Source organism: Streptomyces pseudoechinosporeus, from assembly GCF_054783935.1.
The window spans coordinates 71,080-95,950 of record NZ_BAAGPS010000091.1 but is presented as its reverse complement, the minus strand read 5'-3'; the positions used below and the strand labels follow the sequence as shown (position 1 = coordinate 95,950).

Annotated in this window: 25 protein-coding genes; 19 read left to right on the top strand and 6 right to left on the bottom strand. The window is 71.1% G+C overall.

From position 1 onward, the window contains the following. Positions 1–110: 110 nt before the first annotated feature. On the bottom strand, positions 111–1,400 hold the full coding sequence (locus tag ACYVO6_RS47310) for an MFS transporter (RefSeq protein WP_461072862.1): 1,290 nt from the start codon (positions 1,398–1,400) through the stop codon (positions 111–113). Beyond that, on the bottom strand, positions 1,397–1,744 hold the full coding sequence (locus ACYVO6_RS47305) for a hypothetical protein (RefSeq protein WP_461072860.1): 348 nt from the start codon (positions 1,742–1,744) through the stop codon (positions 1,397–1,399). The genes ACYVO6_RS47310 and ACYVO6_RS47305 overlap by 4 nt, the downstream gene beginning before the upstream one ends. A gap of 792 nt (positions 1,745–2,536) precedes the next feature. Here ACYVO6_RS47305 and ACYVO6_RS47300 point away from each other — a divergent pair. Genes ACYVO6_RS47300 through ACYVO6_RS47285 form a run of 4 tightly spaced genes read left to right on the top strand, consistent with a single transcriptional unit; the run spans position 2,537 to position 6,162 of the window. Continuing rightward, positions 2,537–3,532, top strand: coding sequence for a branched-chain amino acid ABC transporter permease (locus ACYVO6_RS47300; RefSeq protein WP_461072858.1), 996 nt, complete (start codon positions 2,537–2,539; stop codon positions 3,530–3,532). A gap of 8 nt (positions 3,533–3,540) precedes the next feature. Next, positions 3,541–4,533 (top strand): branched-chain amino acid ABC transporter permease, encoded by a 993-nt coding sequence (locus tag ACYVO6_RS47295; RefSeq protein ID WP_461072856.1) that lies wholly within the window; start codon positions 3,541–3,543, stop codon positions 4,531–4,533. Next, positions 4,523–5,419, top strand: coding sequence for an ABC transporter ATP-binding protein (locus tag ACYVO6_RS47290; protein WP_461072854.1), 897 nt, complete (start codon positions 4,523–4,525; stop codon positions 5,417–5,419). Before ACYVO6_RS47295 ends, ACYVO6_RS47290 begins: the two co-directional genes overlap by 11 nt. A 2-nt stretch (positions 5,420–5,421) precedes the next feature. Then, complete coding sequence (locus ACYVO6_RS47285; RefSeq protein ID WP_461072852.1) at positions 5,422–6,162, top strand: ABC transporter ATP-binding protein; 741 nt, start codon at positions 5,422–5,424, stop codon at positions 6,160–6,162. A 52-nt stretch (positions 6,163–6,214) separates the two neighbouring features. Here ACYVO6_RS47285 and ACYVO6_RS47280 read toward each other — a convergent pair whose 3' ends face one another. Then, on the bottom strand, positions 6,215–7,462 hold the full coding sequence (locus ACYVO6_RS47280; RefSeq protein ID WP_461072850.1) for an ABC transporter substrate-binding protein: 1,248 nt from the start codon (positions 7,460–7,462) through the stop codon (positions 6,215–6,217). Between the two features lie 193 nt (positions 7,463–7,655). On the opposite strand from ACYVO6_RS47280, the gene ACYVO6_RS47275 reads away from it, so the two are divergent. The 6 genes from ACYVO6_RS47275 (at position 7,656) to ACYVO6_RS47250 (ending at position 13,920) form a co-directional block, all read left to right on the top strand. After that, entirely contained in the window at positions 7,656–8,489 is an 834-nt protein-coding gene (locus ACYVO6_RS47275; RefSeq protein WP_461072848.1) for a M55 family metallopeptidase, read from the top strand. Continuing rightward, entirely contained in the window at positions 8,482–9,786 is a 1,305-nt protein-coding gene (locus ACYVO6_RS47270) for a M20/M25/M40 family metallo-hydrolase (RefSeq protein ID WP_461072846.1), read from the top strand. Before ACYVO6_RS47275 ends, ACYVO6_RS47270 begins: the two co-directional genes overlap by 8 nt. A gap of 199 nt (positions 9,787–9,985) precedes the next feature. After that, complete coding sequence (locus tag ACYVO6_RS47265) at positions 9,986–11,947, top strand: dipeptidyl-peptidase 5 (RefSeq protein WP_461072844.1); 1,962 nt, start codon at positions 9,986–9,988, stop codon at positions 11,945–11,947. Next, a complete protein-coding gene (locus tag ACYVO6_RS47260) occupies positions 11,944–12,867 on the top strand; it encodes a S66 peptidase family protein (protein WP_461072842.1) in 924 nt (307 codons plus the stop codon). The genes ACYVO6_RS47265 and ACYVO6_RS47260 overlap by 4 nt, the downstream gene beginning before the upstream one ends. 23 nt (positions 12,868–12,890) lie before the next feature. Beyond that, entirely contained in the window at positions 12,891–13,436 is a 546-nt protein-coding gene (locus ACYVO6_RS47255; RefSeq protein ID WP_461072840.1) for a GNAT family N-acetyltransferase, read from the top strand. A gap of 79 nt (positions 13,437–13,515) precedes the next feature. After that, complete coding sequence (locus ACYVO6_RS47250; RefSeq protein ID WP_461072838.1) at positions 13,516–13,920, top strand: DUF5709 domain-containing protein; 405 nt, start codon at positions 13,516–13,518, stop codon at positions 13,918–13,920. A 10-nt stretch (positions 13,921–13,930) separates the two neighbouring features. Here ACYVO6_RS47250 and ACYVO6_RS47245 read toward each other — a convergent pair whose 3' ends face one another. Beyond that, the gene (locus ACYVO6_RS47245) at positions 13,931–14,284 is read right to left on the bottom strand and encodes a VOC family protein (protein ID WP_461072836.1); all 354 of its coding nucleotides are present in this window, start codon (positions 14,282–14,284) and stop codon (positions 13,931–13,933) included. A 114-nt stretch (positions 14,285–14,398) separates the two neighbouring features. On the opposite strand from ACYVO6_RS47245, the gene ACYVO6_RS47240 reads away from it, so the two are divergent. Next, positions 14,399–14,920, top strand: coding sequence for a phage holin family protein (locus ACYVO6_RS47240; RefSeq protein WP_461072834.1), 522 nt, complete (start codon positions 14,399–14,401; stop codon positions 14,918–14,920). Positions 14,921–14,923: 3 nt separating this feature from the next. Next, on the top strand, positions 14,924–15,994 hold the full coding sequence (locus tag ACYVO6_RS47235) for an SDR family oxidoreductase (RefSeq protein WP_461072832.1): 1,071 nt from the start codon (positions 14,924–14,926) through the stop codon (positions 15,992–15,994). Positions 15,995–16,011: 17 nt separating this feature from the next. Here the strand turns inward: ACYVO6_RS47235 and ACYVO6_RS47230 are convergent, their stop codons facing one another. Both ACYVO6_RS47230 and ACYVO6_RS47225 read right to left on the bottom strand, forming a co-directional pair. After that, a complete protein-coding gene (locus ACYVO6_RS47230; protein ID WP_461073127.1) occupies positions 16,012–17,103 on the bottom strand; it encodes an enolase C-terminal domain-like protein in 1,092 nt (363 codons plus the stop codon). 97 nt (positions 17,104–17,200) lie between these two features. Then, a complete protein-coding gene (locus ACYVO6_RS47225) occupies positions 17,201–18,166 on the bottom strand; it encodes a TIGR03557 family F420-dependent LLM class oxidoreductase (RefSeq protein WP_461072830.1) in 966 nt (321 codons plus the stop codon). Positions 18,167–18,331: 165 nt separating this feature from the next. On the opposite strand from ACYVO6_RS47225, the gene ACYVO6_RS47220 reads away from it, so the two are divergent. From ACYVO6_RS47220 to ACYVO6_RS47190, 7 genes are read left to right on the top strand one after another with little or no spacing between them, the layout of a single operon-like run. Further along, positions 18,332–20,089, top strand: coding sequence for an NAD(P)/FAD-dependent oxidoreductase (locus ACYVO6_RS47220; RefSeq protein ID WP_461072828.1), 1,758 nt, complete (start codon positions 18,332–18,334; stop codon positions 20,087–20,089). Then, the gene (locus tag ACYVO6_RS47215; protein ID WP_461072826.1) at positions 20,086–21,933 is read left to right on the top strand and encodes a transketolase; all 1,848 of its coding nucleotides are present in this window, start codon (positions 20,086–20,088) and stop codon (positions 21,931–21,933) included. The genes ACYVO6_RS47220 and ACYVO6_RS47215 overlap by 4 nt, the downstream gene beginning before the upstream one ends. A 46-nt stretch (positions 21,934–21,979) precedes the next feature. Continuing rightward, a complete protein-coding gene (gene ligD / locus ACYVO6_RS47210) occupies positions 21,980–22,903 on the top strand; it encodes a non-homologous end-joining DNA ligase (RefSeq protein ID WP_461072824.1) in 924 nt (307 codons plus the stop codon). A 48-nt stretch (positions 22,904–22,951) separates the two neighbouring features. After that, positions 22,952–23,305 (top strand): gas vesicle protein GvpO, encoded by a 354-nt coding sequence (locus tag ACYVO6_RS47205; RefSeq protein WP_461072822.1) that lies wholly within the window; start codon positions 22,952–22,954, stop codon positions 23,303–23,305. Between the two features lie 49 nt (positions 23,306–23,354). Next, positions 23,355–23,804 carry a gas vesicle structural protein GvpA gene (locus ACYVO6_RS47200; RefSeq protein ID WP_461072820.1) on the top strand — a complete coding sequence of 150 codons (450 nt, stop codon included), beginning with the start codon at positions 23,355–23,357 and terminating at the stop codon, positions 23,802–23,804. Then, a complete protein-coding gene (locus ACYVO6_RS47195; RefSeq protein WP_461072818.1) occupies positions 23,801–24,607 on the top strand; it encodes a GvpL/GvpF family gas vesicle protein in 807 nt (268 codons plus the stop codon). The genes ACYVO6_RS47200 and ACYVO6_RS47195 overlap by 4 nt, the downstream gene beginning before the upstream one ends. 4 nt (positions 24,608–24,611) lie before the next feature. Further along, a complete protein-coding gene (locus tag ACYVO6_RS47190) occupies positions 24,612–24,869 on the top strand; it encodes a gas vesicle protein GvpG (RefSeq protein WP_461072816.1) in 258 nt (85 codons plus the stop codon). Positions 24,870–24,871: the final 2 nt, after the last annotated feature.

The window sequence follows — 24,871 nt, the reverse complement described above, 5'->3', positions numbered from 1 at the left end:
TCCCGCCGACCGCCCAGACAGCCCGTTGCCGTGCGGGGTCGGCCGGGCGCCGGGCGGCAGCAGCTCGACGAAGCCGATGCGTGCGCCCGGCCGGGCCCCGGATACGGTCATCAGCGGAGGTCCCCTTCGGTCGGGGCCGGCCAGCGCAGCCGGCGTATCTCCTTGCGCAGCAGGAACGGCACTCCGGTGGCGGTGAACAGGCCGGCCAGGGCCAGCGCGGCACTCAGCCCGCCACGCTCCCCCCAGTGGGCGCTCGCCCAGCTGGCGAGCAGCCCCCCGGCCACGGATCCCAACGGGATGGTGCACAGGTTGACGGTGCGGGCGGCGGCGTGCACCCGGCCCAGCAGGTGGGGCGGGGTGATCAGCTGGCGCAGGGTGGAGACGGTGACGTTCCACACCGGCAGCCACAGCGCGGAGACGAAGGCGACGCCGATGACCACCAGACTCGATCCGGTCACCAGGGCCAAGGGTGCCGCGGCCCAGACGATGCCCTCGGTGACCGTGGCGAGCAGCACGGGACCGGCGCCCACCCGCTCGACGAGGACACGGCTGACGGCGGCGCCGAGGACCGCGGCCAGGGCCCCGGCGGTCAGCACCGTGGCGGCCGACGCGGGGCCGAGGTCCAGCGCCCGGTAAAGGAACAGCAGCAGGACGGTGTCGACCATGGCCATGCTGAAGTTGCGCAGCGCGGCGGCGGCCGAGAGCCACCGCAGCACCGGGGTGCGCCACAGGTGCCGTGCGCCTTGCAGGATCTGCCTGCGCCACGGCTCGGCCGTGGGGTCCGGCACGACGGACTCGGGCTTGCGGACGGCGAGCAAACCGGCAGCCGAAGCCAGAAAACTGGCGGCATTGGCGGCCACCGCAAGGGCTGGCCCGAGGAACTGGATGAGCGCGCCCGCCAGGGCCGGGCCGCCGGCACGGGCCACACTGGCGGACATCTCCAGGCGAGCGTTGCCCAGCGACAGCAGGTCGCGGCCCACCAGACGGGGCAGATGTGTCTGGTATCCGACGTCGAACATGACCGTGCACACGCCGGCCAGCGCCGCCACGCCGTACAGCAGCCACAGATCGAGCAGGCCGGTCGACGCCAGGACGGCGACCGCCGCGAACAGCAGCAGTCGCACGAGATCGGCCGCGATCATGTACGGGCGGCAGCGCACCCGGTCCATGAACGCGCCGGCGAACAGGCCCAGCACGGGAAACGCGATGGTCGCCATCGCGTGGAGCACCCCGACCTGCGGGCCGCTGGCGTGCAGTACGAGGATGGCCAGACTGGGCAGGGCGAACAGGGAGATCTGGTCGCCGATCAGGCTGATGCTCTGTCCCAGCCACATCCGGCGGAAGTCCTGACGCTCCGTCGGCTCGTCCACGAGATCCGGCTCCGCGGTGGCCGGCGTCACGGGGCCTCCGGGCGGGTGCTGTCTCCGGGTGACGTGTCGGCCGCGGGGTCGTCGGGGTCTTCGTCGTGCACGTCAGGCGCACCGTGCAACGCCGACTCGCACATACCGAACGGGCCCTCCATGTTCGTCACGACCACCTTGGCCACCGGCACACCGAGGCCGGGACGGGTCAGGTCGACCCCGACCACGGTGTGCCGGGCGCCCGTGGTCACCGCCCGGACTACGGCCCAGAGTTCTTCGGCCCACGACCCGGAGGCCAGGGACGGCCGGTCGCCGTAGTCCGTGTCGGCAGGTTCGGACAGCAGCTCGTGCCAGACGGCCTCGACGAGTTCCGGCGAGCGCACGCGTTGCCCAGCGGAAGCAGTACGTGCAGTACGCGTGGCAGGTCTGGCCCCGGCGGGGAAAGAAAAGCACTGTTTCGCGGTACTTGTGCTGGATTCCCGGTGCCGGCCGCCCCTCGATCCTCGGCACGTTCCGTTCCCGCTGCCCCGCGGGATGGGGATTCAGCCTCCTGCGTATTCCGCGCACCACCTCGTTCACCCGCTCACGCGACACCGACGCCGACAGCAGTGCTGCCACCCGGAGCCGGTCGGCGCGCGGGAGCATCTCCGGCTGCGGGAACGTCAGCCGGAACAGGGGGTCGTCCGGAACGGCCGACCAGTCGATGAGCCGGTCCACCACGTATGCGTTCGTCCGGAACGGCAGGACCGCGGCGACCGCCTGCGCTTGACGCCGGTACTCCTCCGTGACCGACGACCGCCGCAGGAGCGACTCCAGCTCCTTGCTCCCGTACGGTCGAAAAACATCGCCCGACGCCCCGTGGGCACCCAAACCAGCCCCCTTGTCGCACACCAAAGTGCCCAGCCAGTCGTTCCACCGGCCTCCCTTGTAGCAAAGGCCCCAAGGAGCCGCCAGTACGCGCTGTCACGGGCACTGCTTTCCGGCCGACGTCGGCGATGCCGCCGGGCTCGCCACCACCGCCGACCCCGTCGCCCTGGAGGCGCTGGTCGAGGCGGGCCGCCTGGAGGACTCCGCGACCGTACCGGGCAAGGCTTCCGCGGAGCATTCCGGAGTCACCGTCCTGGCCTGCACTTACACTGAGCCGCAAGGGACGTTTGTGACATACCGGAACCGCCGTGCGCTATCAGCGGATGCTCGTACCGGCCCTTGCCCTGGTCCTCGTGATGGTGTCCGCGAACTCCGTGCGGGCCCTGGGTGAGGAAGTCCCGCGCGGCCCCACGTTCGGCGCGCGCGCTCTGCAGGCGCTGATCGACGGTATCCAGTTCGGGGTCATCGTCGCGATCACCTCGGTCGGACTCTCGCTGATCTTCGGCACCATTCACTTGATCAACTTCGCGCACGGCGAGTTCGTCACGATCGGGGCAACCTCCGCGTTCTTCCTCAACGTCTCCGCGGCCGGTCCGGGCTGGCATCTGATCCCCGCCGCCATCGCCGCGGTGGTCTTCGGCACCCTGCTGGGCGGAGCTGTCGAGCGTGGCATCTGGCGCCCGCTGCGGGCTCGGGGCACCGGGCTGATCAACATGTTCATCGTCACCATCGGGCTCTCCCTGCTGCTGCGGCACGTCGTGCTCGTGCTGTACGGAACCCGGCCCGCCTCCTACGCGCAGTACGACATCCAGAGCGCGATCGACCTGGGGCCGGCCGGCATCACCCCACGGGATCTCACGGTCACCCTGCTCGCCGTGCTGGTGCTGCTCGGCATTGCCGCGCTCCTGCAGAAGACGCGGATCGGTACGGCCGTCCGAGCCGTCTCCGCCAACCGGGACCTCGCGGAGGCGTCGGGCATCGATGTGCAGCGGGTGGTGCTGTTCGTGTGGATGCTCGCCGGCGGACTGGCCGCACTCGGCGGGGTCTTCTTCGGCCTGGTCGAGATCGTCACCTGGGACATGGGCTTCAAGCTTCTGCTGCTCATGTTCGCGGGGATCATCCTGGGCGGCCTCGGCTCCGCCTACGGTGCGATGGTCGGCAGCCTCGTCATCGGCATTGTCGCCCAGATGTCCACCCTGTGGTTCCCGGTCGACCTGCAGTACGCGTGGGCGCTGCTCGTCCTCATCGTCGTCCTGCTCGTCCGGCCGCAGGGCATCCTCGGCCGGGCCGAACGCGTCGGGTGAGGTGCGCCATGGATTTCTCGGCCATCGTCTCCGACGCCCTGCGCTCGGGCATCGGCCCCATCGCGGCTGTCTACGCGCTCGCCGCGATGGGGCTGAACCTGCACTTCGGTTACACGGGGCTCCTCAACTTCGGCCAGGTCGGATTCATGCTGGTCGGCGGCTATGGGCTCGCCATCACGGTGGCGACGTACGACGGCCCGATGTGGCTCGGCGTCCTGGGCGTCATCGCCTGCGCGATCGTGCTGGCCCTGCTCCTCGGCCTGCCCACCCTGCGGCTGCGCGCCGACTACCTCGCGATCACCACGATCGCGGCGGGGGAGACGCTGCGGCTGTTCTACCGGTCCAGCTGGGCCGAGCCGGTCACCGGTGGGGTGTTCGGGCTGCAGAGGTTCGCGAACGACTTCTACGCGCTCAACCCGATAGGGCCCGGCACCTACGGCCCCTGGCTGGTGAAGTTCAGCTCCCGCGACCTCTGGGTGATGATCGTCGGATGGGCACTGGTGCTCGTGGTCGGACTGTTGCTCGCCCTGCTGATCCACAGTCCGTGGGGCCGTGTCATCCGGTCGATCCGTGAGGACGAGGTCGCCGCGCGCAGCCTCGGCAAGAACGTCTACGCGTACAAGATGCAGAGCCTCGTGCTGGGCGGCGTCATCGGGGCGGTCGCGGGCATGATGCAGGCGATCCAGGTGCAGTCCGTGAACCCGGACAACTACGATCCGGGCGTCACGTTCTTCCTGTACACGCTGCTCGTCCTCGGAGGCGCCGGGCGGATCCTCGGGCCGGTCGTCGGCTCGATCCTGTTCTGGTTCGTCCTCAGCTTCCTCGACAGCGCGCTCCGCCAGGCCATCAGCGCCGAGTACATCTCGCCGGACCTCATCAGCACGTCGGAGGTCGGCGCGGTGCGCTTCGCGCTGGTCGGCATCGCCCTGATCCTGCTGGTCGCGTTCCGGCCGCAGGGCATTCTCGGCAGCCGGAAGGAGATGCTGCTCAGTGGCCGCTGACACAGTCGCATCCAACGCCGGCCGACTCTCCGCGATCGTTCCCGAGCCGGGGGTACGCAAGCCCGATCCTCTGCTGGTCCTGGACCAGGTGACCCGTACCTTCGGCGGCCTCGTCGCCGCGCGGGTCGAGCACCTGGAGGTGCAGCGCGGGACCATCACGGCGCTCATCGGGCCCAACGGCGCCGGCAAGACCACGTTGTTCAATGTGGTGAGCGGGTTCGACCGGGCCGACGGCGGCCGGTGGTCGTTCGACGGACGGCCGCTCACCGGCGCCCCGGCGCACCGGGTGGCGCGGCGAGGACTGGTCCGTACGTTCCAGCTCACCAGGACGCTCGCCCGGCTCACCGTGCTGGAGAACATGCTGCTCGCCGCGCCCGGGCAACGCGGCGAGCGGGCGCTGCCCGCGCTGCTGCGACCGCTGTGGCGTGGGCAGGAGCGGGAGCTCGAGCGCCGGGCCGACGAACTGCTGGACCGGTTCCGGCTCGGGCCCCTGCGCGACGACCATGCCGGCACGCTCTCCGGCGGTCAGCGCAAGCTGCTGGAACTGGCCCGCGCGCTGATGACCCGGCCGGTCATGCTCCTGCTCGACGAACCGATGGCCGGGGTGAACCCCGCGCTGGCCCAGTCGCTGCTCGGACACATCACCCAGCTGCGTGACGAGGGACTGACCGTGTGCTTCGTCGAGCACGACATGGACGTGGTGATGGGCATCAGCGACTGGGTGGCCGTCATGGCCGACGGCCGCCTCGTCGCCGAGGGCCCACCGCACACGATCGGCCGGAACGCCGCCGTCGTGGACGCCTACCTGGGCAAACGGCACGACGAACCGCAGGCGACCGAGTACAGACCGCCGGAGAAGGGGAACGGGGAGGAGAAGGAGGAGTAGCGGTGTCCGCCGAGGAGCAGGCACCGGTGCTGGCGGCCGACGACATCGTCGCCGGCTACGTCCCCGGTGTGGACGTGCTGCGCGGATGCAGCATCGAGGTGCGGCCGGGCGAGGTGGTCGGAGTGATCGGCCCCAACGGCGCAGGCAAGTCGACGCTCGTCAAGGCCGTCTTCGGGCTGCTGCGGGTGCGCGGCGGGACCGTGCGACTGCGCGGCGAGGACGTCACCGACCGGCCCGCGCACGAACTGGTCCGGCGGGGCGTGGGCTACGTACCGCAATTGCAGAACGTGTTCCCCACGCTGACCGTCGAGGAGAATCTGCGGATGGGCGTCTATCTGCGGCCCAGGAACTTCGCGCGGCGGACCGCGGCGGTGGAGGAGCTCTTCCCCGTGCTGGCCGACCGGCGGAAGCAGAAGGCCGGTGCGATGTCCGGCGGCGAACGCCAGATGCTCGCGATGGCGCGCGCGCTGATGATGGAGCCGCAGCTGCTGCTGCTCGACGAGCCGTCGGCCGGACTGTCACCGCTCCATCAGGACCATGTCTTCGACCGGTGCAGAATGATCAACAGTGCGGGCGTCGCCGTCCTGATGGTCGAGCAGAACGCCCGCAGGTGCCTGCAGCTGTGCGACCGCGGCTACGTCCTCGACCAGGGCCGCAACGCGTACACCGGTGCCGGTGCAGCGCTGCTGCACGACGAGAAGGTAATCGAGCTCTACCTCGGCACACTCGCCCGCGCCCGTTGACTCCCGTCCTGTCGCGCTCCTCCCTGTCACTCCTACCTGTCGGTCCTCCCGGTCACTCCTGTGCCCTGCTGGTCTCGGTACGCAGGGTCCGCAACTTTCCTTCGTCGTCGTAGCCGTACACCTCGATCGTCGCCTGGCCGGGTTCGCCCTTGTCGGTGAAGTCGAGCGGACCGCTCACACCCTGGTAGTCGATGTCCTTGCCGTCGGCGATCAGCTCCTTGCAGGCGGCGAACGAGTTGCACTTCTCGCCGCCCTTGGTGATCCCGTTCATCTCCTTCACGTATTCGCCCGGATCGTCGGACCCCGCCTTCTCGGCGGCGAGCGCGATCGTCGTCACACAGTCGAAGACCTGCGGTGCGAACTGCAGCTCCTTCAGCTCCGGTGCGAACTCCTGCAGATCCTTCACGTACTGCTCGTTCGTCTCCGATGCCGGCGCGGTCCCCTTCATCCCGGCGAGCCGCTCCGGCTGGCCCGGGGCGACCAGCGAGGGCAGCTCCTCGCTGCGCAGTCCGTCGGCGCCGTAGACACCGATCCGGTCGGGCCCGAGTCCGGACTCGATCATGCCCTGCAGGATCTGGGTGCCCTCCTCGAACGCGATCACCACGGCGGCGTCCGGCCTGGAGTTCTCTATCTGCTGGACGACCTGGTCGAAGTTGGTCGCCTTCGGGTCGTACGTCTCGGCGAGCGCCACCGTCACACCGCGGTCCTCGAGTGCCTTCCGCGTGGACTCCATCAGGCCGCGCCCGTAGTCGTCCGCCCGTGCGACCACGGCCACCCGGTCGTGACCGTCCTCGCGGACGACGTCCGCCAGGATGGGCCCCTGCAAGGCGTCGCTCGGGGCGGTACGGAAGTAGAACCCGTCGTCCTCGTAGTCGGTGAAGGTGGGTGCGGTGTTCGAGCCCGAACACTGCACGACGCCCGCTCCGGTCACCCGGTCGATGAAGGACAGCGACATGCCGGAGGCCGCGGCGCCGATGATCGCGTCCACGCCCGCCGCGAGGACCCGGTCGGCCGACTGCGCGGCAACGGCCTCCTGGCCCGCCTCGTCACTGGAGACCACAGCCGGCACGGGCTTGTCCAGCACCCCGCCGGCGTCGTTGATCGTCTGTATCGCGAACTTCAACGACTCGATCTGCGGCGGACCAAGGTAGGCCAGCTGTCCCGTCTCCGGCAGGACGTAGCCGAACTGGAGCTCACCATCGCCCGGGTCGGCCCGGGCGGTACCCGTCGTACCGCAGACGGCTATCACAAGAGCAGCCGCGCTTGCGAAGATCGCGGACCGCCGTATCGACGCTTTCATCTCCGCCTCCGCTCGTCACAGGCGGCGGTGGTCGACAGGCTGGCCATCGCCCGCCGTCTGTACATGAGCGTAGAACTCGTTACGAAGATCTGAGAAGTGTTAATTGTCAGGGTTTGTGAATGGGTGGGAAACCGGAGCTGAGCTCCTCCTCGTTCCTGGCCGGTTTCCGGTCCGGCGCGTAACGTGACGCAGCATGAAGATCCTCATCAGCGCCGACATGGAGGGCGCCACCGGCGTGACCTGGCCGGCCGACGTGCTGCCGGGGACACCCGAGTGGGAGCGCTGTCGGGCGATGTTCACCTCGGACGTGAGCGCCGCCGTGCTCGGGTTCTTCGACGGCGGCGCCGACGACGTCCTCATCAATGAGGCCCACTGGACCATGCGCAACCTGCTGCTTGAGCGCCTGGACGAGCGGGCGCAGATGCTCACCGGGCGGCACAAGTCGCTGTCCATGGTGGAAGGCGTCCAGCATGGGGATGTCGACGGCATCGCGTTCGTCGGCTATCACGCGGGGGCGGGCATGGAGGGAGTGCTCGCCCACACCTATCTCGCCAACTCGATCACCGGCGTGTGGGTCAACGACGTACGCGCCAGTGAGGGCCTGCTCAATGCGCATGTCGTCGCCGAGTACGGCGTCCCCGTTGTCCTCGTCACCGGCGACGACGTGGCCTGCGAGGACGCGCTCGGCTACGCGCCCGAGGCACTGAAGGTCGCCGTGAAGGACCATGTCTCGCGGTACGCGGCGGTGTGCCGGACGCCCGCGCGGACCGCCTCCGACATCCGGGCGGCGGCGAAGGAGGCGGTCGGGCTCGCCGTGCGGTACGAGCCCGTGGACGGCGGCCCCTTCACCGTGGCGCTGGAGTTCGACGCCGAGCACCTGGCCCTGGCGGCCACCGTCGTGCCGGGTGTGGACCGGATCGGGGAGCGGAAGGTCGCGTACACCAGCGCGACGATGTATGAGGGGATCCGGGCCTTCAAGGCGGTCACCACGATCGTCTCGGCCGCCGTGGAGGAGCAGTATGGCTGACGAGCAAGCCCTGGACGAGGTCGTGGAGTTCACCTCCGACCTCATCCGTATCGACACGACCAATCACGGGGGCGGGGACTGCCAGGAGCGGCCCGCCGCCGAGTACGCCGCCGCGCGGCTCGCCGAGGCGGGCCTGGAGCCGACGCTGCTGGAGCGCACGAAGGGGCGTACGAACGTCGTCGCGCGCCTCGAAGGCAGCGACCCGTCCGCCGACGCGCTGCTCGTCCACGGTCATCTGGACGTGGTCCCCGCGCAGGCCGAGGACTGGAGCGTGCACCCGTTCTCCGGAGAGATCCGGGACGGGGTCGTCTGGGGCCGGGGCGCGGTCGACATGAAGAACATGGACGCGATGATCCTCGCGGTCGTACGCCAGTGGGCGCGCGACGGCGTACGCCCCCGCCGTGACCTCGTCATCGCCTTCACCGCCGACGAGGAGGCGAGCGCCGAGGACGGCTCGGGCTTCCTCGCGGACCAGCATCCGGAGCTCTTCGAGGGTTGCACCGAGGGCATCAGCGAATCCGGGGCGTTCACCTTCCACGACGGCGCCGGACGGGAGCTGTATCCCCTCGCGGCGGGCGAGCGCGGCACCGGCTGGCTGAAGCTCACCGCGCGGGGCAGGGCCGGGCACGGCTCCAAGGTCAACCGGGAGAACGCGGTCACCCGTCTCGCCGCCGCCATCACGCGGATCGGCGCGTACGAGTGGCCGCCGCGGCTGACGCCGACCGTCCGCGCGGCCCTCACCGAACTCGCCGCGCTGTACGGCATCGAGCCCGACCTGGATGACGTGGACGGGCTGCTGGACAAGCTCGGCCCGGCGGCGAAGCTCGTCGAGGCCACCGTCCGCAACAGCGCCAACCCGACCATGCTGAACGCCGGTTACAAGGTCAACGTGATCCCGGGGGAGGCCGTCGCGTACGTCGACGGGCGGTATCTGCCCGGCGCCGAGGACGAGTTCCGGACGACGCTCGACCAGCTCACCGGGCCGGACGTGGAGTGGGAGTTCCACCACCACGAGGTGGCCCTCCAGGCGCCGTTGGACTCGCCGACGTACGCGAAGATGCGCGCCGCCGTCGAGGAGTTCGCGCCCGAGGGGCATGTCGTGCCGTACTGCATGTCGGGCGGCACGGACGCCAAGCAGTTCTCGCGCCTCGGCATCATCGGATACGGGTTCACGCCGCTGAAGCTCCCCGAGGGCTTCGACTACCAGGCCATGTTCCACGGCGTCGACGAGCGCGTACCGGTCGAGGCGCTCCACTTCGGCGTCCGCGTCCTCGACCGCTTTCTGCGCACGGCGTAAGCGCTCCGCTGGGAATGCGGTTCGAAGCTGCGGGTACGTCGTGGCTGGTCGCTCCCCCACTCTCGAATTCGCTCGAGCGGGGGGACCCCCATCGCGGCGGAGCCGCACATTGATACCGCCCCGCGCCCCTAAGAGGCCTGCGGCCTCCTTAGGGGCGCGGTACCGCACCGCACTTCGGCAAGTCCGCTTCGGCGGGGAAATGGGGGACATCGTGCAGACCCTGGCCTACGGTTCCTGGCCCTCGCCCATCGACGCGTCGCTCGCCGCCGCGCACGACGGGCACCCCGAGTACGTCGGCTTCGTCGGCGACGAGGCCTGGTGGACCGAGCCCCGGCCCACCGAGGGCGGCCGCCGCACCCTCGTGCGCCGTCGTGCCGACGGCACGGAGGAGTCGGTGCTGCCCGCCCCGTGGAACGTGCGCAGCCGCGTCATCGAGTACGGCGGGCAGCCCTGGGCCGGGGTGATGCGCGAGGACGGTCCGCTGATCGTCTTCGTCAACTTCGTCGACCAGCGGCTGTACGCGTACGAGGGCGGCGAGCCACGTCCCCTCACACCCTTGTCGCTCGTGGGCGGCGGACTGCGCTGGGTGGAGCCGCAGTTGCACCTGGAGCGGGGCGAAGTCTGGTGCGTACTGGAGGAGTTCACCGGTGACGGGCCCACCGACGTGCGCCGGGTCGTGGCCGCCGTGCCGCTGGACGGATCGGCGGAGCAGGACCGGGACGCCGTACGCGAACTCACCGACGACCGGCACCGGTTCGTCACGGGGCCGCGAGTCTCGCCCGACGGGCGGCGCGCGGCCTGGCTCGCCTGGGATCACCCGCGGATGCCGTGGGACGGTACGGAACTGATGCTCGCCGACGTGGCCGGTGACGGGACGCTACGGAACGCCCAGCGGGCCGCGGGCGGCCCCGACGAGTCGATCGCCCAGGTCGACTGGGCCGCCGACGGCGCCCTGCTGTACTCCAGCGACCGCACCGGCTGGTGGAACCTGTACCGCGACGGCGAGCCCCTCTGCCCGCGTGAGGAGGAGTTCGGTGGACCGCTGTGGAAGATCGGCCGACGCTGGTTCGCGCCCCTCGCGGACGGACTGATCGCCGTCGTACATGGACGCGGCGCCACCGCGCTCGGCATCCTCGACCCGGAGACCGGCGAGGTCGTCGACGCGGCCGGACCCTGGACCGAGTTCGCGTCGAATCTCGCGGTGAACGGCAGCCGTGTCCTCGGTATCGCGGCCAGCCCGCGCAGCGCGTACGAGATCGTCGAACTCGAGGCCCGCATCTGCCACGCCCGCGTCATCGGCGACGCCCACGACGACCCCGTGGACCCCGCGTACTACCCGGAACCGCAGATCCGCACCTTCGCCGGACCCGCCGGACGCGAGATCCACGCCCACATCTACCCGCCGCACCACCCCGGCTGTATCGCCCCCGGCGACGAACTCCCGCCCTACGTCGTCTGGGCCCACGGTGGCCCCACCGACCGTGCCCCGCTCGTCCTCGACCTGCAGATCGCCTACTTCACCTCGCGCGGCATCGGCGTTGCCGAGGTCAACTACGGCGGATCCACCGGCCACGGCCGCGCGTACCGCAACCGGCTGCGCGAGCAGTGGGGCGTGGTCGACGTCGAGGACTGCGCGGCCGTCGCGCTCGCGCTCGCCGACGAGGGCACCGCGGACCGCGACCGGCTCGCCATCCGGGGTGGCAGCGCGGGCGGCTGGACCGCGGCCACGTCCCTGACGAGCACCGACGTCTACGCCTGCGGAACCAGCCTCTATCCGATCCTCGACCTCGCGGGCTGGGGCGCCGACGAGACGCACGACTTCGAGTCCCAGTACCTGGAAACCCTCGTCGGACCGTTCGCCGACGTACCCGCCCGGTACGCCGAACGGTCGCCCACCGAGCACGCCGACCGGATCACCGCACCCTTCCTGCTGCTCCAGGGCCTCGACGACGTCGTCTGCCCTCCCGCCCAATGCGAACGGTTCCTGGCCCGGATGGAGGGACGACGCGTGCCGCACGCGTACATCGCCTTCGAGGGCGAGGGCCACGGCTTCAGACGCGCGGACACGATGGTGCGCGTCCTGGAGTCCGAACTCTCCCTGTACGCCCAGGTCTTCGGCCTCAACCCACCCGGCATCCCCACCCTGGAGCTCGCCAAGTGAAGCCCCTCGTACGCCCCCGCCGACTGGCCCCCGGCGCCCGTGTCGCCGTCGTCGCGCCCAGCGGTCCGGTGCCCGAGGAGCGGCTGGATGCGGGGCTCGACATCCTGCGGGGCTGGGACCTGGACCCGGTCGTGGGGCCCCATGTCCTCGACCGGCACCCGGAGTTCGCGTACCTGGCGGGCACGGACGCCGACCGCGCCGCCGACTTCCAGGCCGCCTGGTGCGACCCGACGATCGACGCGGTGCTGTGCGCCCGCGGTGGCTACGGCGCGCAACGCATGGTCGACCTGCTGGACTGGGACGCGCTGCGGGCCGCGGGCCCCAAGGTGTTCCTCGGCTACAGCGACATCACCGCACTGCACGAGGCGTTCGCGACACGCATGGCCCTCGTGACGCTGCACGGCCCGATGGTCGCGTCCGTCGACTTCCTGAAGAACGCGCGGGCACAGGAGCACTTGCGGGCAACGCTGTTCGAGCCGGAGTCGGTCCGGACCATCACATCGGGCGGGCCTGCGCTCGTGCCGGGCCGGGCACGCGGCGTCCTCCTCGGCGGCTGCCTCTCCCTGCTCGCCGCCGACCTGGGCACTCCTTGGGCCCGCCCCTCGGCACGCGGTGGCCTGCTCTGCCTGGAGGACGTGGGCGAGGAGACGTACCGCCTGGACCGCTACCTCACCCAACTCCTGCGCGCGGGCTGGTTCGACGGGGTCGCCGGGATCCTGCTCGGCTCTTGGGCCGAGTGCGCCCCGTACGAAGAGGTACGGGCTCTTGTCCTCGACCGGCTCGGCAGGCTCGGGGTGCCGATCGCGGAGGAGTTCGGCTTCGGCCACGGCGAGGGGGCGCTGACGATTCCGTTCGGGGTACGGGCGGAGCTGGACGCGGAGGAGGCAGGCCTGACATTGGACGTACCTGCGCTGCTGTAGCGGTGGAGGGTTACGGTTAAAAGGTGGGCCGAACGAACCGCTACCTCGCCGAAGGCACCCGCGTAGGCATACGCCACTACCGCTACGAAGACGCCTCCGAGTTCACCGCCCGCGTGCGCGAGAGCAAGGACCTGCACCACCCTTGGCTCTTCCCGCCGGCCAGTGCCAGCGCCTACGCCGCGTACGCGAAACGCCTCATCGAGGACCCCACGAAGGCCGGCTTCCTGGTCTGCGAGAAGAGCGGCGGCGACATCGCCGGGTTCATCAACATCAACAACATCGTCGAGGGCGGCTTCCTCAACGGAGCGCTGGGATACGGCGCCTTCGCGCACGCCGCGGGCCGCGGGCTGATGAGGGAGGGCCTCGAACTGGTCGTACGGTACGCGTTCGGCAGGCTCGGTCTGCACCGGCTGGAGATCAACGTCCAGCCGGACAACGCCGCCTCGATCGCGCTCGCTCGCCGCTGCGGCTTCCGGCTCGAGGGCTTCTCGCCGGACTTCCTCTTCATCGACGGCGCCTGGCGGGATCACGAACGCTGGGCCATCACCGCGGAGATGCTGCGAACGTGACCCCGATTCGGAATCCGGTGTGAACCCCGCGGCGCATGGGAACCCGGTGATCCCGCACGTCGGGAAGGAGGCGGATCCCATGAACACCAGGCCGCACGATCCCGGGGCCGACCCCGAGGACGAGGGCATGCCGGATCTGCAGGACGGTACGCCCGAGCAGCAGGAGTCCAGCGATCCGCAGCAGCTGCCCGTCGCCGGGGACGAGCCGACGATCGCCGAGGAGCGGGACACCACCGTGAACGAGGTGATCGAGCGTGAATCGCTCGACGAGCGGATCGCGGACGAGGAGCCAGAGGTCGACGCGGGGTCCGAGCCGGGTCCGGCCGAGGAGCAGGCCGGGCTGCTCTACGACGAGCCGGACCCCGATCTGCCGCGCAACCAGGACGTCTACGCGCAGGAGGGCGCGACCCGCGGGCTCTCGGCCGAGGAGGACGCGGTGCGGATCAGGGACGAGGAGGACTTCGGGGAGGACGAGCTGACCTGAGGGCAGCCCGCTACGCGGGTGCGCCCCGGTCCGCGTATTCGTACACCGTGCCGTCCGGGTGCAGCGCGATCAGGTTGCGGCCCGCGGGGGTGGCCACGGGGCCGGCGAGGACCTGTGCGCCCGAGTCGGTGAGGACCTGACGGGCTTCGTCGACGTCCTTCACGGCGATGGTCGCCGCGACCTTCCGGAGCACCTCCAAGTCGGCCTCCGGTCCGCTCATCAGCAGAAAGCAGCCGACCGCGGCGACCGAGACACCACCGCGCTCGAAGCGCATGGCTCTGCCGCCCGCCAGCTTCTCGTAGAAGGGGACCGTAGCGTCCAGGTCCTCGACGCAGATACGCAGCGTGGCTCCCAGAATCTCCATGCCGACGAGCCTAGTTGGGGCAGGCCGGGAACGAGATCGTTTCGGCCGGATCCCGGACGGCGTGCCGGATCCCGGGTGGCGTTACGGGTGCGGGGGCGCGGGTACCCGGCCGCCATGGACCACACCGATCACCTGGAACACCTGGACAAGAACCTGGTCGACGAACTGGCGCAGGTGGCCCGGGACGCCGTACGCGACGAACTGCGTGAGCAGACCCGCAAACAGCGCCGCGCCGCCGCCCTGTACGCCACGTCCGGCGCCGTCGCCCTCTACGCGGGCGCCGCCCTGGCCCTGACCCTCGGGCTGCTGCTCGCGCTCGGCCTGCCCGACTGGGCGGCCGCACTGATCACCGCCGCCGTGCTCGGCGCACTGGCGTACGTGCTGCGGGGCGCGGCCCGGCCCTCCGCCTCCCGGCCCACCCCGGAGCGCGCCGCCGAGGAGACCCACGGTGAGCGTGGGGTCGTCGGCGGTACGCCGCCCACCGGGCCCGGCTCGTCCGCGTACCCGCCGGTGCCGCCCGTCGCGCCCGGTGGCGTGGGCGGAGCGACGGGCGCACCCGGTGCGGGCGCACCGCCGCCCACGCCCACCAAGGGCGGGCCCGCGGATCCCGAAGCACCGCACCACCGGGCCCGGTGAGCCATGACGCGCCGCAGAGCCGTTGTGGTGACCGGGGCCAGCGGCGGCGTGGGCCGGGCCGCGGCCCGCGCCTTCGCCGCCCGTGGCGACCGGGTGGCCCTGCTCGCCCGGGGCCGTGACGGTCTTGCCGCGGCGGCGGACGAGGTGACACAGGCCGGTGGTGAGGCGCTCGTCGTCGCCGTCGACGTCGCCGACGCCAAGGCCGTCGAGGACGCCGCCCAGCGGGTCGTCGACGCCTTCGGGAAGATCGACGTCTGGGTCAACAACGCCTTCGCCGGGGTCTACGCGCCGTTCACCGAGATCACGCCCGACGAGTTCCGCCGGGTCACCGAAGTGACGTACCTGGGCTATGTGTTCGGCACCCGGGCCGCGCTGCGGCACATGCTGCCGCGCGACCGGGGCGCGATCGTGCAGGTCGGTTCGGCGCTCGCGTACCGCGGGATTCCGCTGCAGTCGGCGTACTGCGGGGCCAAGCACGCGATCCAGGGCTTCAACGAGTCGGTGCGCTGCGAGCTGCTGCACGAGGGCTCGCGGGTGCGTACGACCATGGTGCAGCTGCCCGCGGTCAACACCCCACAGTTCGACTGGGTGTTGAGCCGTATGCCGAGCCGGGTCCGTCCCGTCGCGCCCATCTACCAGCCGGAGGTCGCCGCCCGGGCCATCGTGCACGCGGCCGGGCATCCGAGGCGCCGCGAGTACTGGGTGGGCGGCTCCACGGTCACCACGCTGGTGGCCAACGCCGTGGCCCCCGGGCTCCTCGACCGCTATCTGGCCCGTACGGGGTTCGACGCCCAGCAGGAAGCCGGGCGAGAACGAGAAGAGGCGGCCCGCTACGCCCGTTACGACGGCCACGGCAACCTGTGGACTCCGGCCGACGGGCCGCACGGCCATGACTACGGGGCGCACGGGCGCTTCGACGGTGAGTCGTTGCCGGGCAGTTCGCAGGAGTGGGTGTCCCGGAACCGGGGGCGGATGGGGGCAGGGCTGGCTGTGGGAGGAGTCCTTGCGGTTGCCGCACGGCTCACGCGCAGGCCGCTTGCCGAACAGCTCAGGCGTAGACACCGAGTCCACTGAATCAGGACCCCTGCGAGTCAAGCGACCCGGAACTCCTCCACCTCCTCCGTCCGCAGCGTCAGCCCATGGCCGACGCCCCCGTCCGGGCGGACCTCGCCGCCCGTGGGATCCAGCGCGCCGTCGAAGAACATCGACTCGATGCGGACGTGGTCGTGGAACCACTCGATGTGGCGGAGGTTGGGGATGGCGGCGGCGACCGCGGCGTGCGCGTGCGGGGCACAGTGCGCGGAGATCTCCAGGCCGTGGGACTGGGCGAGCGCGGCGGCCCGGAGGAACTCCGTGAGGCCGCCGCACCGGGTGGCGTCGACCTGGAGGCAGTCGACGGCGCCGGCCGCGATCATGCGGGCGAAGTACGGCAGGTCGTAGCCGTACTCGCCCGCCGTGACGTCGCACAGCAGCGCGTCCCGGACGAGCCGCAGACCCGTCAGGTCGTCCGAGGACACCGGTTCCTCGAACCAGCCCACGCCGTACTCGGCGAGCGTGCCCCCGACACGTATCGCCTGCTTGCGCGTGTAGGCGCCGTTCGCGTCGACGTACAACTCGGTCCCCGGGCCGATGACCTGGCGCGCGGCGCGTACCCGGTGCAGATCCCGGGCGACCGCCCGCCCCCAGCTCTCACCGATCTTGATCTTGACGCGTGGGATGTGCTGACCGTGCACCCAGCCGTTCAGCTGGGCCGCCAGATGCGTGTCGTGGTACGTCGTGAAGCCCCCGCTGCCGTACACGGGCACGGCCTCGTGGGCGGCGCCGATCAGGCGGGTGAGGGGGAGTTCGAGGAGGCGGGCCTTGAGGTCCCACAGGGCGATGTCGAGCGCTGAGATCGCGCAGGCCGCGACGCCGGGCCGGCCCGCGTTGCGCACCGTGCGGCACAGCGTTTCGTGGGCGGCCGGGATGTCGAACGCGTCGAGTCCCGTGACGACCGGCGCGAGCTGTTCGCGCAGCAGGTCCCCGACGGCGGCCGGGCCGTAGGTCCAGCCGGTGCCGGTCGCGTCGCCCGCGGTCACCTCGACGATCACCATCGTCGTGGTGTCCCAGGCGAGCGTGCCGTCCGCCTCGGGCGCGTCGGTCGGCACGGTGTACGTGGACACGACGGGCGGCTGGAGCTCCACCTGGACCTTCACCGGCCACCTCGCACGGTCCGGACAGCCGACCCGGTCCGGACGGCCGGGAGAGGAGAAACCGTCCGGACCGAGAACCCATGGGTCATCAGCGCACCCCCTGCTGGAGCTGCGGCAGCACCTTCGTGCGGTAGAAGTCGAAGAAGCCGCGCTGGTCGGGGCCGATCTGGTTGACGTAGATCCGGTCGAAACCGGCCTCCGCGAACGCGTTGAGGGCGCCGACATGGTCGTCCACGTCGTCCCCGCACACCACGTTCTGGCTCACCATGTCCTCGGTGATCAGCGGCTGAAGCTGCTCGAAATGGCGGGGCGAGGGCAGGACCTGGCCCATCTCGCCGGGCAGCAGCTGGTTGGCCCGGAGCCGGTGGACCGTGCGTACGCACTCGTCGCGGTCCTGGCCGTAACAGACTTTCGTGCCGCCGCTGACCGGTTTGCCGCCACCGCCGCCCTTGCGGAACTGCTCCACCATCGACTCCTCCGGCATCATCGTGATGTAGCCGTCGCCGACGCGGGCCGCGAGTGCGGTCGCCTGCGGTCCGAAGCCCGAGATGTCGATCGGGACGGGCTCCTCGGGGACGGTGTAGAGGCGGGCGTTCTGGACCGTGTAGTGGGGTCCGGCGTGGTTGATCTCCTTGCCGGTGAAGAGCTGGCGCATCACCTGGATCGACTCCTCCAGCATCTCCAGGCGGACATGCGCGGGCGGCCAGGCGTCCCCGAAGATGTGCTCGTTCAGGGCCTCTCCGCTGCCGACGCCGAGCCGGAAGCGGCCGTTCGTCATCACCGCGCTGGTCGCCGCGGCCTGCGCCACCACCGCCGGGTGCATCCGCACCGTCGGGCAGGTGACCGCCGTGCCGATCGGGAGCGACACCGCCTCGGACAGGGCGCCGATCACGGACCACACGAAGGGGCTCTGGCCCTGCGCGTCGTTCCACGGGTGGTAGTGGTCCGAGATCCACAGCGACTGGAAACCGGCCTGCTCGGCCATCCGCGCCTGCTCGACCAGATCGGCGGGACCGAACTCCTCGGTGGACAGGAAACAGCCGTACTCGACCATGGGGGCACCTCCGCGACGGGGCGGGTCGGGGTCCTGGTCCGGGTATCCCGGGGGTCCGGCGCGAAACGCCGCTGCCCAGGGCAGGCGGACGTTTGGGTGCCCGGGCCGGGGGGACGCGGAAAGCCCGTACGAGCGACCCCTATGAGCGATCCGCCGGAGGCGAACATGAGCCGACCCCGCGTCGTGATCGTCGGTGCCGGCTTCGCCGGGTACCAGACGGCACGCACCCTGTCCCGGATCGCGCGGGGCAGGGCCGAGATCACTCTGCTGAACCCGACGGACTACTTTCTGTATCTGCCCCTGCTGCCCCAGGTCGCCGCCGGGGTGCTCGAACCGCGCCGGGTCACCGTCTCGCTCGCCGGCACCCTGCCGCGCGTACGGCTGGTGCTCGGGGAGGCGGACGGGATCGACCTCGAAGGGCACTCCGTGCACTACACGGATCCCGAGGGGGACGGCGGCAGGCTCGCGTACGACCGGCTGGTGCTGGCCGTCGGCAGCGTCAACAAGCTGCTGCCCGTGCCCGGTGTCGCCGAGCACGCGCACGGGTTCAGGGGGCTGCCGGAGGCGTTGTATCTGCGCGATCACGTGATACGGCAGGTGGAACTCGCGGCGGCCTCCGACGATCCCAAGAGCTGTGCGTCGCGGTGCACCTTCGTGGTGGTCGGCGCCGGCTATACGGGGACCGAAGTCGCCGCCCAGGGGCAGCTGTTCACCGACGCGCTGGTACGCAAGCAGCCGCTCAGGCAGGGCATACGGCCGCGCTGGCTGCTGCTGGACATCGCTCCGCGTGTGCTGCCCGAGCTCGACGAACGCCTCTCGCGTACGGCGGACCGTGTGCTGCGGGGGCGTGGCGTCGAGGTCCGCACGGGGACCTCGGTGGAGGAGGCGACGTCGACCGGAGTGCGGCTCAGCGACGGGGAGTTCATCGACACCCGCACCCTTGTGTGGTGTGTCGGGGTACGGCCCGATCCGCTCGTCGAGGGGCTCGGGCGGCCGCTGGAGCGCGGCCGGCTGCTTGTCGACCCGTATCTCCAAGTGCCGGGCCATCCCGAGGTGTTCGCGTGCGGCGACGCTGCCGCCGTGCCGGATCTGGAGAAGCCCGGCCAGTACACGCCGATGACCGCCCAGCACGCCTGGCGGCACGGCAAGGTCGCGGGCCGCAACGTCGCCGCCTCACTCGGCTTCGGCGAGCGCCGCGAATACCGCCACCGCGACATGGGCTTCACCGTCGACCTCGGCGGCGTGAAGGCCGCCGCCAATCCGCTCGGCGTTCCGCTGTCCGGTCCGCTCGCGGGGGCCGTCACCCGCGGCTACCACCTGGCCGCGATGCCCGGCAACCGGATCCGGGTCGCCGCCGACTGGTTCCTGGACGCCGTACTCCCGCGCCAGGCTGTCCAATTGGGCCTGGTCCGCTCTTGGTCGGTCCCCCTGGACACGGCTTCTCCCGAACTGGCCCGGGTGGCGGGCCCACCACAGAACCGCCCCGCTCCGGTCACGCGCGGGGCGCCCGCCGCGACGCAGGGGGCCGACACCCACGCGGTCCCGGATCCGGGCAGGCCGGGGGCGACGGGGCCGAGGAAGTCGGCGGTGCTGGACCCCGGGAGGCCGGGGGCGCCTGGTGACGACCGGGCTGGTTCCGCTGACGCGACGGAACCGGGCCCTGGCGGTCCGGGCTCTGGCGGATCCGCGACGCCCGGTGCCGACGAGCCTGCCTCCGGCAGGTCTGCGGCTTCTGGTACGGGTGAGTCCGTCGCGTACAGGCCTATGGCGTCCGGTCCCGGCGGACCCGGCTCGGGTCGGCCGGGGGCATCCGGCTCCGACAAGCCCGCCCCCGCCGAGCCGGAGGCATCCGGTTCCGACAAGCCCCGTCCCGCCCGGCCGGCAGGCCCCCGCCCCGACAACCCCCCGGAAGGAGCGTCATGAAGAGCCGTCAACTTGTTGAGCTTGGGCAGCAGTTGCGAGTGGACAGTGTGCGGGCGGCGGCTTCGGCCGGGTCCGGGCATCCGACTTCCTCGATGTCCGCCGCCGATCTGATGGCCGTGCTGCTTGCCCGGCATCTGCGGTATGACTTCGAGCGGCCCGCCCATCCAGGTAACGACCGGTTCATCCTCTCCAAGGGGCATGCCTCGCCTCTGCTGTACGCCGCTTACAAGGCGGCCGGGGCCATCAACGAGACCGAGTTGATGACCTTCCGGCGGCTCGGGAGCCGGCTCGAGGGGCATCCGACGCCGCGGCGGCTGCCGTGGGTGGAGACGGCCACCGGGGCACTTGGGCAGGGGCTGCCCGTCGGGGTCGGGATCGCGCTGTCCGGGAAGCGGCTCGACCGGGTCGGCTACCGGGTCTGGGTGCTGTGCGGCGACAGCGAGCTGGCCGAGGGCTCCATATGGGAGGCGGCCGAGCACGCCGCGTACGAGCACCTCGACAACCTCACCGCCATCGTCGACGTCAACCGGCTCGGCCAGCGCGGCCCCACCCGGCACGGCCACGACCTCGATGCGTACGCCCGCCGCTTCCAGGCCTTCGGCTGGCACACGGTCGAGGTCGACGGACACGACGTGGACGCCGTCGACCGCGCGTACGGCGAGGCCATCTCCACCGTCGGGCAGCCGACCGTGATCCTCGCCCGCACCCTCAAGGGGAAGGGCGTCGAGGCCGCCCAGGACCGTGAGGGGCTGCACGGCAAGCCGCTCAAGGACCCCGCCGAGGCGATCGCGGAACTCGGCGGTGTGCACGACGTCCGCGTCGAGGTCCAACCCCCGCCCGCCGCCCGGATGTTGCACGCCGTACGGACCGGACACCTCGACCTGCCGCGCTACGAGCTCGGCGACCAGGTGGCCACCCGCGACGCCTTCGGCCAGGCGCTCGCCGCGCTCGGCACGGCACGCGGCGACATCGTCGCTCTCGACGGCGAGGTGAGCGACTCGACGCGCTCCGAGTACTTCGCGAAGGACCACCCCGACCGGTTCTTCGAGTGCTACATCGCCGAGCAGCAGCTCGTCGCCGCCGCCGTGGGACTGGCGACCCGCGGCTGGGTGCCGTACGCCTCGACCTTCGCCGCGTTCCTCACCCGCGCCCACGACTTCATCCGCATGGCGTCGGTCAGCGGCAGCGGCATCAACCTGATCGGCTCGCACGCGGGCGTCGCCATCGGCCAGGACGGGCCCTCGCAGATGGGCCTGGAGGACCTGGCGATGTTCCGCGCGCTGCACGACTCGACCGTGCTGTACCCGTGCGACGCCAACCAGACGGCCCATCTCGTCGCCGCGATGGCGGGCTGCGAGGGCATCCGCTATCTGCGGACCTCGCGCGGCGCCTCGCCCGTCGTCTACGGACCGGGCGAGGAGTTCCCGATCGGCGGCAGCAAGGTGCTGCGCGTCTCCGCCCAGGACCGGCTGACCCTCGTCGCCGCCGGAGTGACCGTGCACGAGGCCCTGACCGCCGCGGACCGGCTCGCGGAGGACGGCATCCCCGTCCAGGTCATCGACCTGTACTCCATCAAGCCCGTCGACCGGCTCACCCTGCGCGAGGCCGCCGAGCACACCGGCTGCCTGATCACCGTCGAGGACCACCGCGAGGAGGGCGGCCTCGGTGACGCGATCCTCGACGCCTTCCTCGACGGCCGCCCGATGCCCCGCCTGGTCCGCCTCGCCGTGCGCACCATGCCCGGCTCGGCCTCGCCCGCCGAGCAGCTGCACGCCGCGGGCATCGACGCCGAGTCGATCGCGGCCGCGGCAAAGCTGCTGGTCGAGCACGCGGTCGTGCGATGAGAGCCACCGATACACGCGTACGGACCGCTATCCGCGTACGGAGGGAATGACCATGGGCGGCACACAGACCGTACGGGCCGGCCGGCGCACCGTGGAGGTGCACCGGCCCGACAAGGTGCTGTTCCCCGGTGAGGGGCGGGCCAGGGAGTACACCAAGGAGGACCTCGTCGCCTACTACCGGGAGGTCGCGCCCTTCATGCTGCCGCATCTGCGAGGGCGGCCACTGATGCTGGAGCGGCACCCGGACGGTCTCGACGGACCCCGGTTCATGCAGAAGAACCTCCAGAAACACGATCCGGACTGGATCAACCGCATCGAGGTGCCCAAGGAGGGCGGCACCGTCTGCCACCCCGTGTGCGACGACACCGCGACCCTGCTCTACCTCGCCGACCAGGCCTGTCTGACCCTGCACCGCTGGCTGGCCCGGGTCGACGGGATCGACCGGCCCGACCTGCTGGTCTTCGACCTCGACCCGGTCGGCGACGACTTCGGCTCCGTACGCCGGGCGGCTCGGCAGCTCGGCGAACTCCTCGACCGGATCGAGCTGCCGTCCGCACTGATGACCACCGGCTCACGCGGCCTGCATGTCGTCGTGCCGCTCAACGGACACCACGACTTCGACGAAGCACGCGAGTTCGCCAAGGCCGTCGCCGACACACTCGCCGACGCGCACCCCGACGACCTCACCACGGCCGCCCGCAAGAAGGACCGCGGAGACCGGCTCTACGTCGACGTACAGCGCAACGCGTACGCACAGACCGCCGTCGTCCCCTTCACCGTGCGCGCCAGGCCCGGCGCCCCGGTGGCCACACCCATCAGCTGGGACCAGCTGGACGATCCGGACCTCGGCCCCGGCCGCTGGACCATCGAGGACGCCGTCGACCAGGCCCGTACCGACCCCTGGTCCGCTCTGCCGCGCCGCGGACGGGCACTGGGGCCCGCGCGGCGCAAGCTCGACACCCTGCGATAAGGGGTTTGGCGCATGGCGTAGGGGCCACTCGAAAGGCGAGGTGGGGCCATGGCTGACACATCCAATAAATCAAGTTCACGAGGTTCCGCAGAAACCCGGAAAGACCGGCAGAACGGTCCGGCGGACGAGATGCCGAGCCCCATGGAGGTGTTGCGCCACGCGCGCGCCCAGCTCGCGGAACTCACCGGCATGGCAGCCGAGTCCGTGTCGTCCTTCGAACGCACCGAGGACGGCTGGGCGCTGGAGATCGAGGTTCTGGAACTCGCCAGGGTCCCCGACACGATGAGCCTGCTCGCGAGCTACGAGGTGACCCTCGACCCTCATGGCGAGCTCACCGGCTACCGGCGCGTTCGCCGTTACGAACGCGGGCGGGCCGAGCCACACAGGCCCGGCGGCCGGTAGGCCGCCCACCCGCGCATATACCCGCAACTTACAAGGAGGAACGGTCGGCATGACCGTCGTCCCAGCCCAGCAGACCGGCGGCGGAGGCGGCACCAGCGGTCTCTACGACGTGCTGGAGCTTGTCCTGGACCGAGGGCTCGTCATCGACGCCTTCGTCCGGGTGTCCCTTGTCGGTATCGAGATCCTGAAGATCGACGTCCGTGTCGTCGTCGCCAGCGTCGACACTTATCTGCGCTTCGCGGAGGCATGCAACCGGCTCGACCTGGAGGCAGGCCCGCACAAGAGCCCCGGCCTGCCCGACCTGGTCGGCGAGATCACCGAGTCCGGCGCGCGCGGCAAGTCCAAGGGCGCGCTGTCCGGCGCCGCCGAGACGATCTCCGACGCCTTCAAGCAGGCCCGTGAGGAGGGTCAGAGGGAGCGCCAGGGTGAACGCCAGGCCGAGTCCGGGCCGCGCGCCCGCAAGGCCACGGCCGCGCGCAAGAAGGAGGAGCAGGAGTGAGCACGTACGTCTACGGCATCACCGCCGGCTCGCATCCTTCGCTTCCCGAGGGCATGGACGGCGTCGGCGCCCCGGCGTGCCCCGTGCGCGTCATCCAGGAGAGCGGTCTCGCCGCGGTCGTCAGTGACGCCCCCGAGGGACTGCGGCCCAAGCGCCAGGACCTGCTGGCCCACCAGAACGTGCTGGCCGAGGTCGGCGCGGGTGGCCCAGTACTGCCCATGCGGTTCGGCAGCATCGCGACCGACGATGCCACCGTCGCCGGGGTGCTGGCCGAACGCGCGGACCACTACAAGGAACGCCTCGACGCGCTGGCCGGCAAGGTCGAGTACAACGTCAAGGCCAGCCACGAGGAAGAGGCCGTACTGCACCGCGTGATGTCCGAGAACCCGGAGGTCCGTGCGCTCACCGAGGCCAACCGGCAGGCGGGCGGCGGCAGTTACCAGCAGAAGCTGCGGCTCGGCGAGATGGTGGTGGCCGCGGTGAAGTCCCGTGAGGCGGAGGACGCCGCCGAACTCCAGCACGCCCTGGAGCCGGTCGCCGACGCCGTGAGCGCGGGCCCCGAGTCCACCGGATGGCTGGCCAACCTGTCGTTCCTGGTGGCCCGCGACTCGGCGGAGATGTTCCTCACCGCCGTCGAGCAGGTCCGCAAGAGCCATCCGCACCTCGATGTGCGGGTCAACGGACCGCTGCCGCCGTACAGCTTCGTCGACCCGGGCCCCTCCGAGCCGGCGGACGCCACGATCGCCGCGGACACCGGAGCGGAGCCAACCCAGGAACGGACCAAGGAGCGAATCCAGGAGTGAACTCATGGGACTGATCGGTGAGGTGCTGCTGCTGCCGTTCGCCCCGGTGCGCGGCAGCGCATGGGTTGTCAGACAGGTGCTGAACGAGGCCGAGCGGATCTACTACGACCCGGCCACCGTCCGGACCGAACTCGCCCAGCTCGAGGAGCGGCTCGAGTCGGGCGAGATCGATGAGGAGGAGTTCGACCGACTCGAGGACGAGCTTCTCGACCGGCTGGAGATCGCCATGCGCGGCAACGCGGGAACAAGCGAGTGGACGTGACC

Excerpts from the sequence above, each read along its gene's own strand:
- ACYVO6_RS47295 (WP_461072856.1), top strand. The coding sequence starts at position 3,541 with ATGGATTTCTCGGCCATCGTCTCCGACGCCCTGCGCTCGGGCATCGGC.
- ACYVO6_RS47280 (WP_461072850.1), bottom strand. The coding sequence starts at position 7,462 with ATGAAAGCGTCGATACGGCGGTCCGCGATCTTCGCAAGCGCGGCTGCT.
- ACYVO6_RS47275 (WP_461072848.1), top strand. The coding sequence starts at position 7,656 with ATGAAGATCCTCATCAGCGCCGACATGGAGGGCGCCACCGGCGTGACC.
- ACYVO6_RS47270 (WP_461072846.1), top strand. The coding sequence starts at position 8,482 with ATGGCTGACGAGCAAGCCCTGGACGAGGTCGTGGAGTTCACCTCCGAC.
- ACYVO6_RS47265 (WP_461072844.1), top strand. The coding sequence starts at position 9,986 with ATGGGGGACATCGTGCAGACCCTGGCCTACGGTTCCTGGCCCTCGCCC.
- ACYVO6_RS47250 (WP_461072838.1), top strand. The coding sequence starts at position 13,516 with ATGAACACCAGGCCGCACGATCCCGGGGCCGACCCCGAGGACGAGGGC.
- ACYVO6_RS47245 (WP_461072836.1), bottom strand. The coding sequence starts at position 14,284 with ATGGAGATTCTGGGAGCCACGCTGCGTATCTGCGTCGAGGACCTGGAC.
- ACYVO6_RS47240 (WP_461072834.1), top strand. The coding sequence starts at position 14,399 with ATGGACCACACCGATCACCTGGAACACCTGGACAAGAACCTGGTCGAC.
- ACYVO6_RS47235 (WP_461072832.1), top strand. The coding sequence starts at position 14,924 with ATGACGCGCCGCAGAGCCGTTGTGGTGACCGGGGCCAGCGGCGGCGTG.
- ACYVO6_RS47225 (WP_461072830.1), bottom strand. The coding sequence starts at position 18,166 with ATGGTCGAGTACGGCTGTTTCCTGTCCACCGAGGAGTTCGGTCCCGCC.
- ACYVO6_RS47220 (WP_461072828.1), top strand. The coding sequence starts at position 18,332 with ATGAGCCGACCCCGCGTCGTGATCGTCGGTGCCGGCTTCGCCGGGTAC.
- ACYVO6_RS47215 (WP_461072826.1), top strand. The coding sequence starts at position 20,086 with ATGAAGAGCCGTCAACTTGTTGAGCTTGGGCAGCAGTTGCGAGTGGAC.
- ligD (WP_461072824.1), top strand. The coding sequence starts at position 21,980 with ATGACCATGGGCGGCACACAGACCGTACGGGCCGGCCGGCGCACCGTG.
- ACYVO6_RS47205 (WP_461072822.1), top strand. The coding sequence starts at position 22,952 with ATGGCTGACACATCCAATAAATCAAGTTCACGAGGTTCCGCAGAAACC.
- ACYVO6_RS47200 (WP_461072820.1), top strand. The coding sequence starts at position 23,355 with ATGACCGTCGTCCCAGCCCAGCAGACCGGCGGCGGAGGCGGCACCAGC.
- ACYVO6_RS47190 (WP_461072816.1), top strand. The coding sequence starts at position 24,612 with ATGGGACTGATCGGTGAGGTGCTGCTGCTGCCGTTCGCCCCGGTGCGC.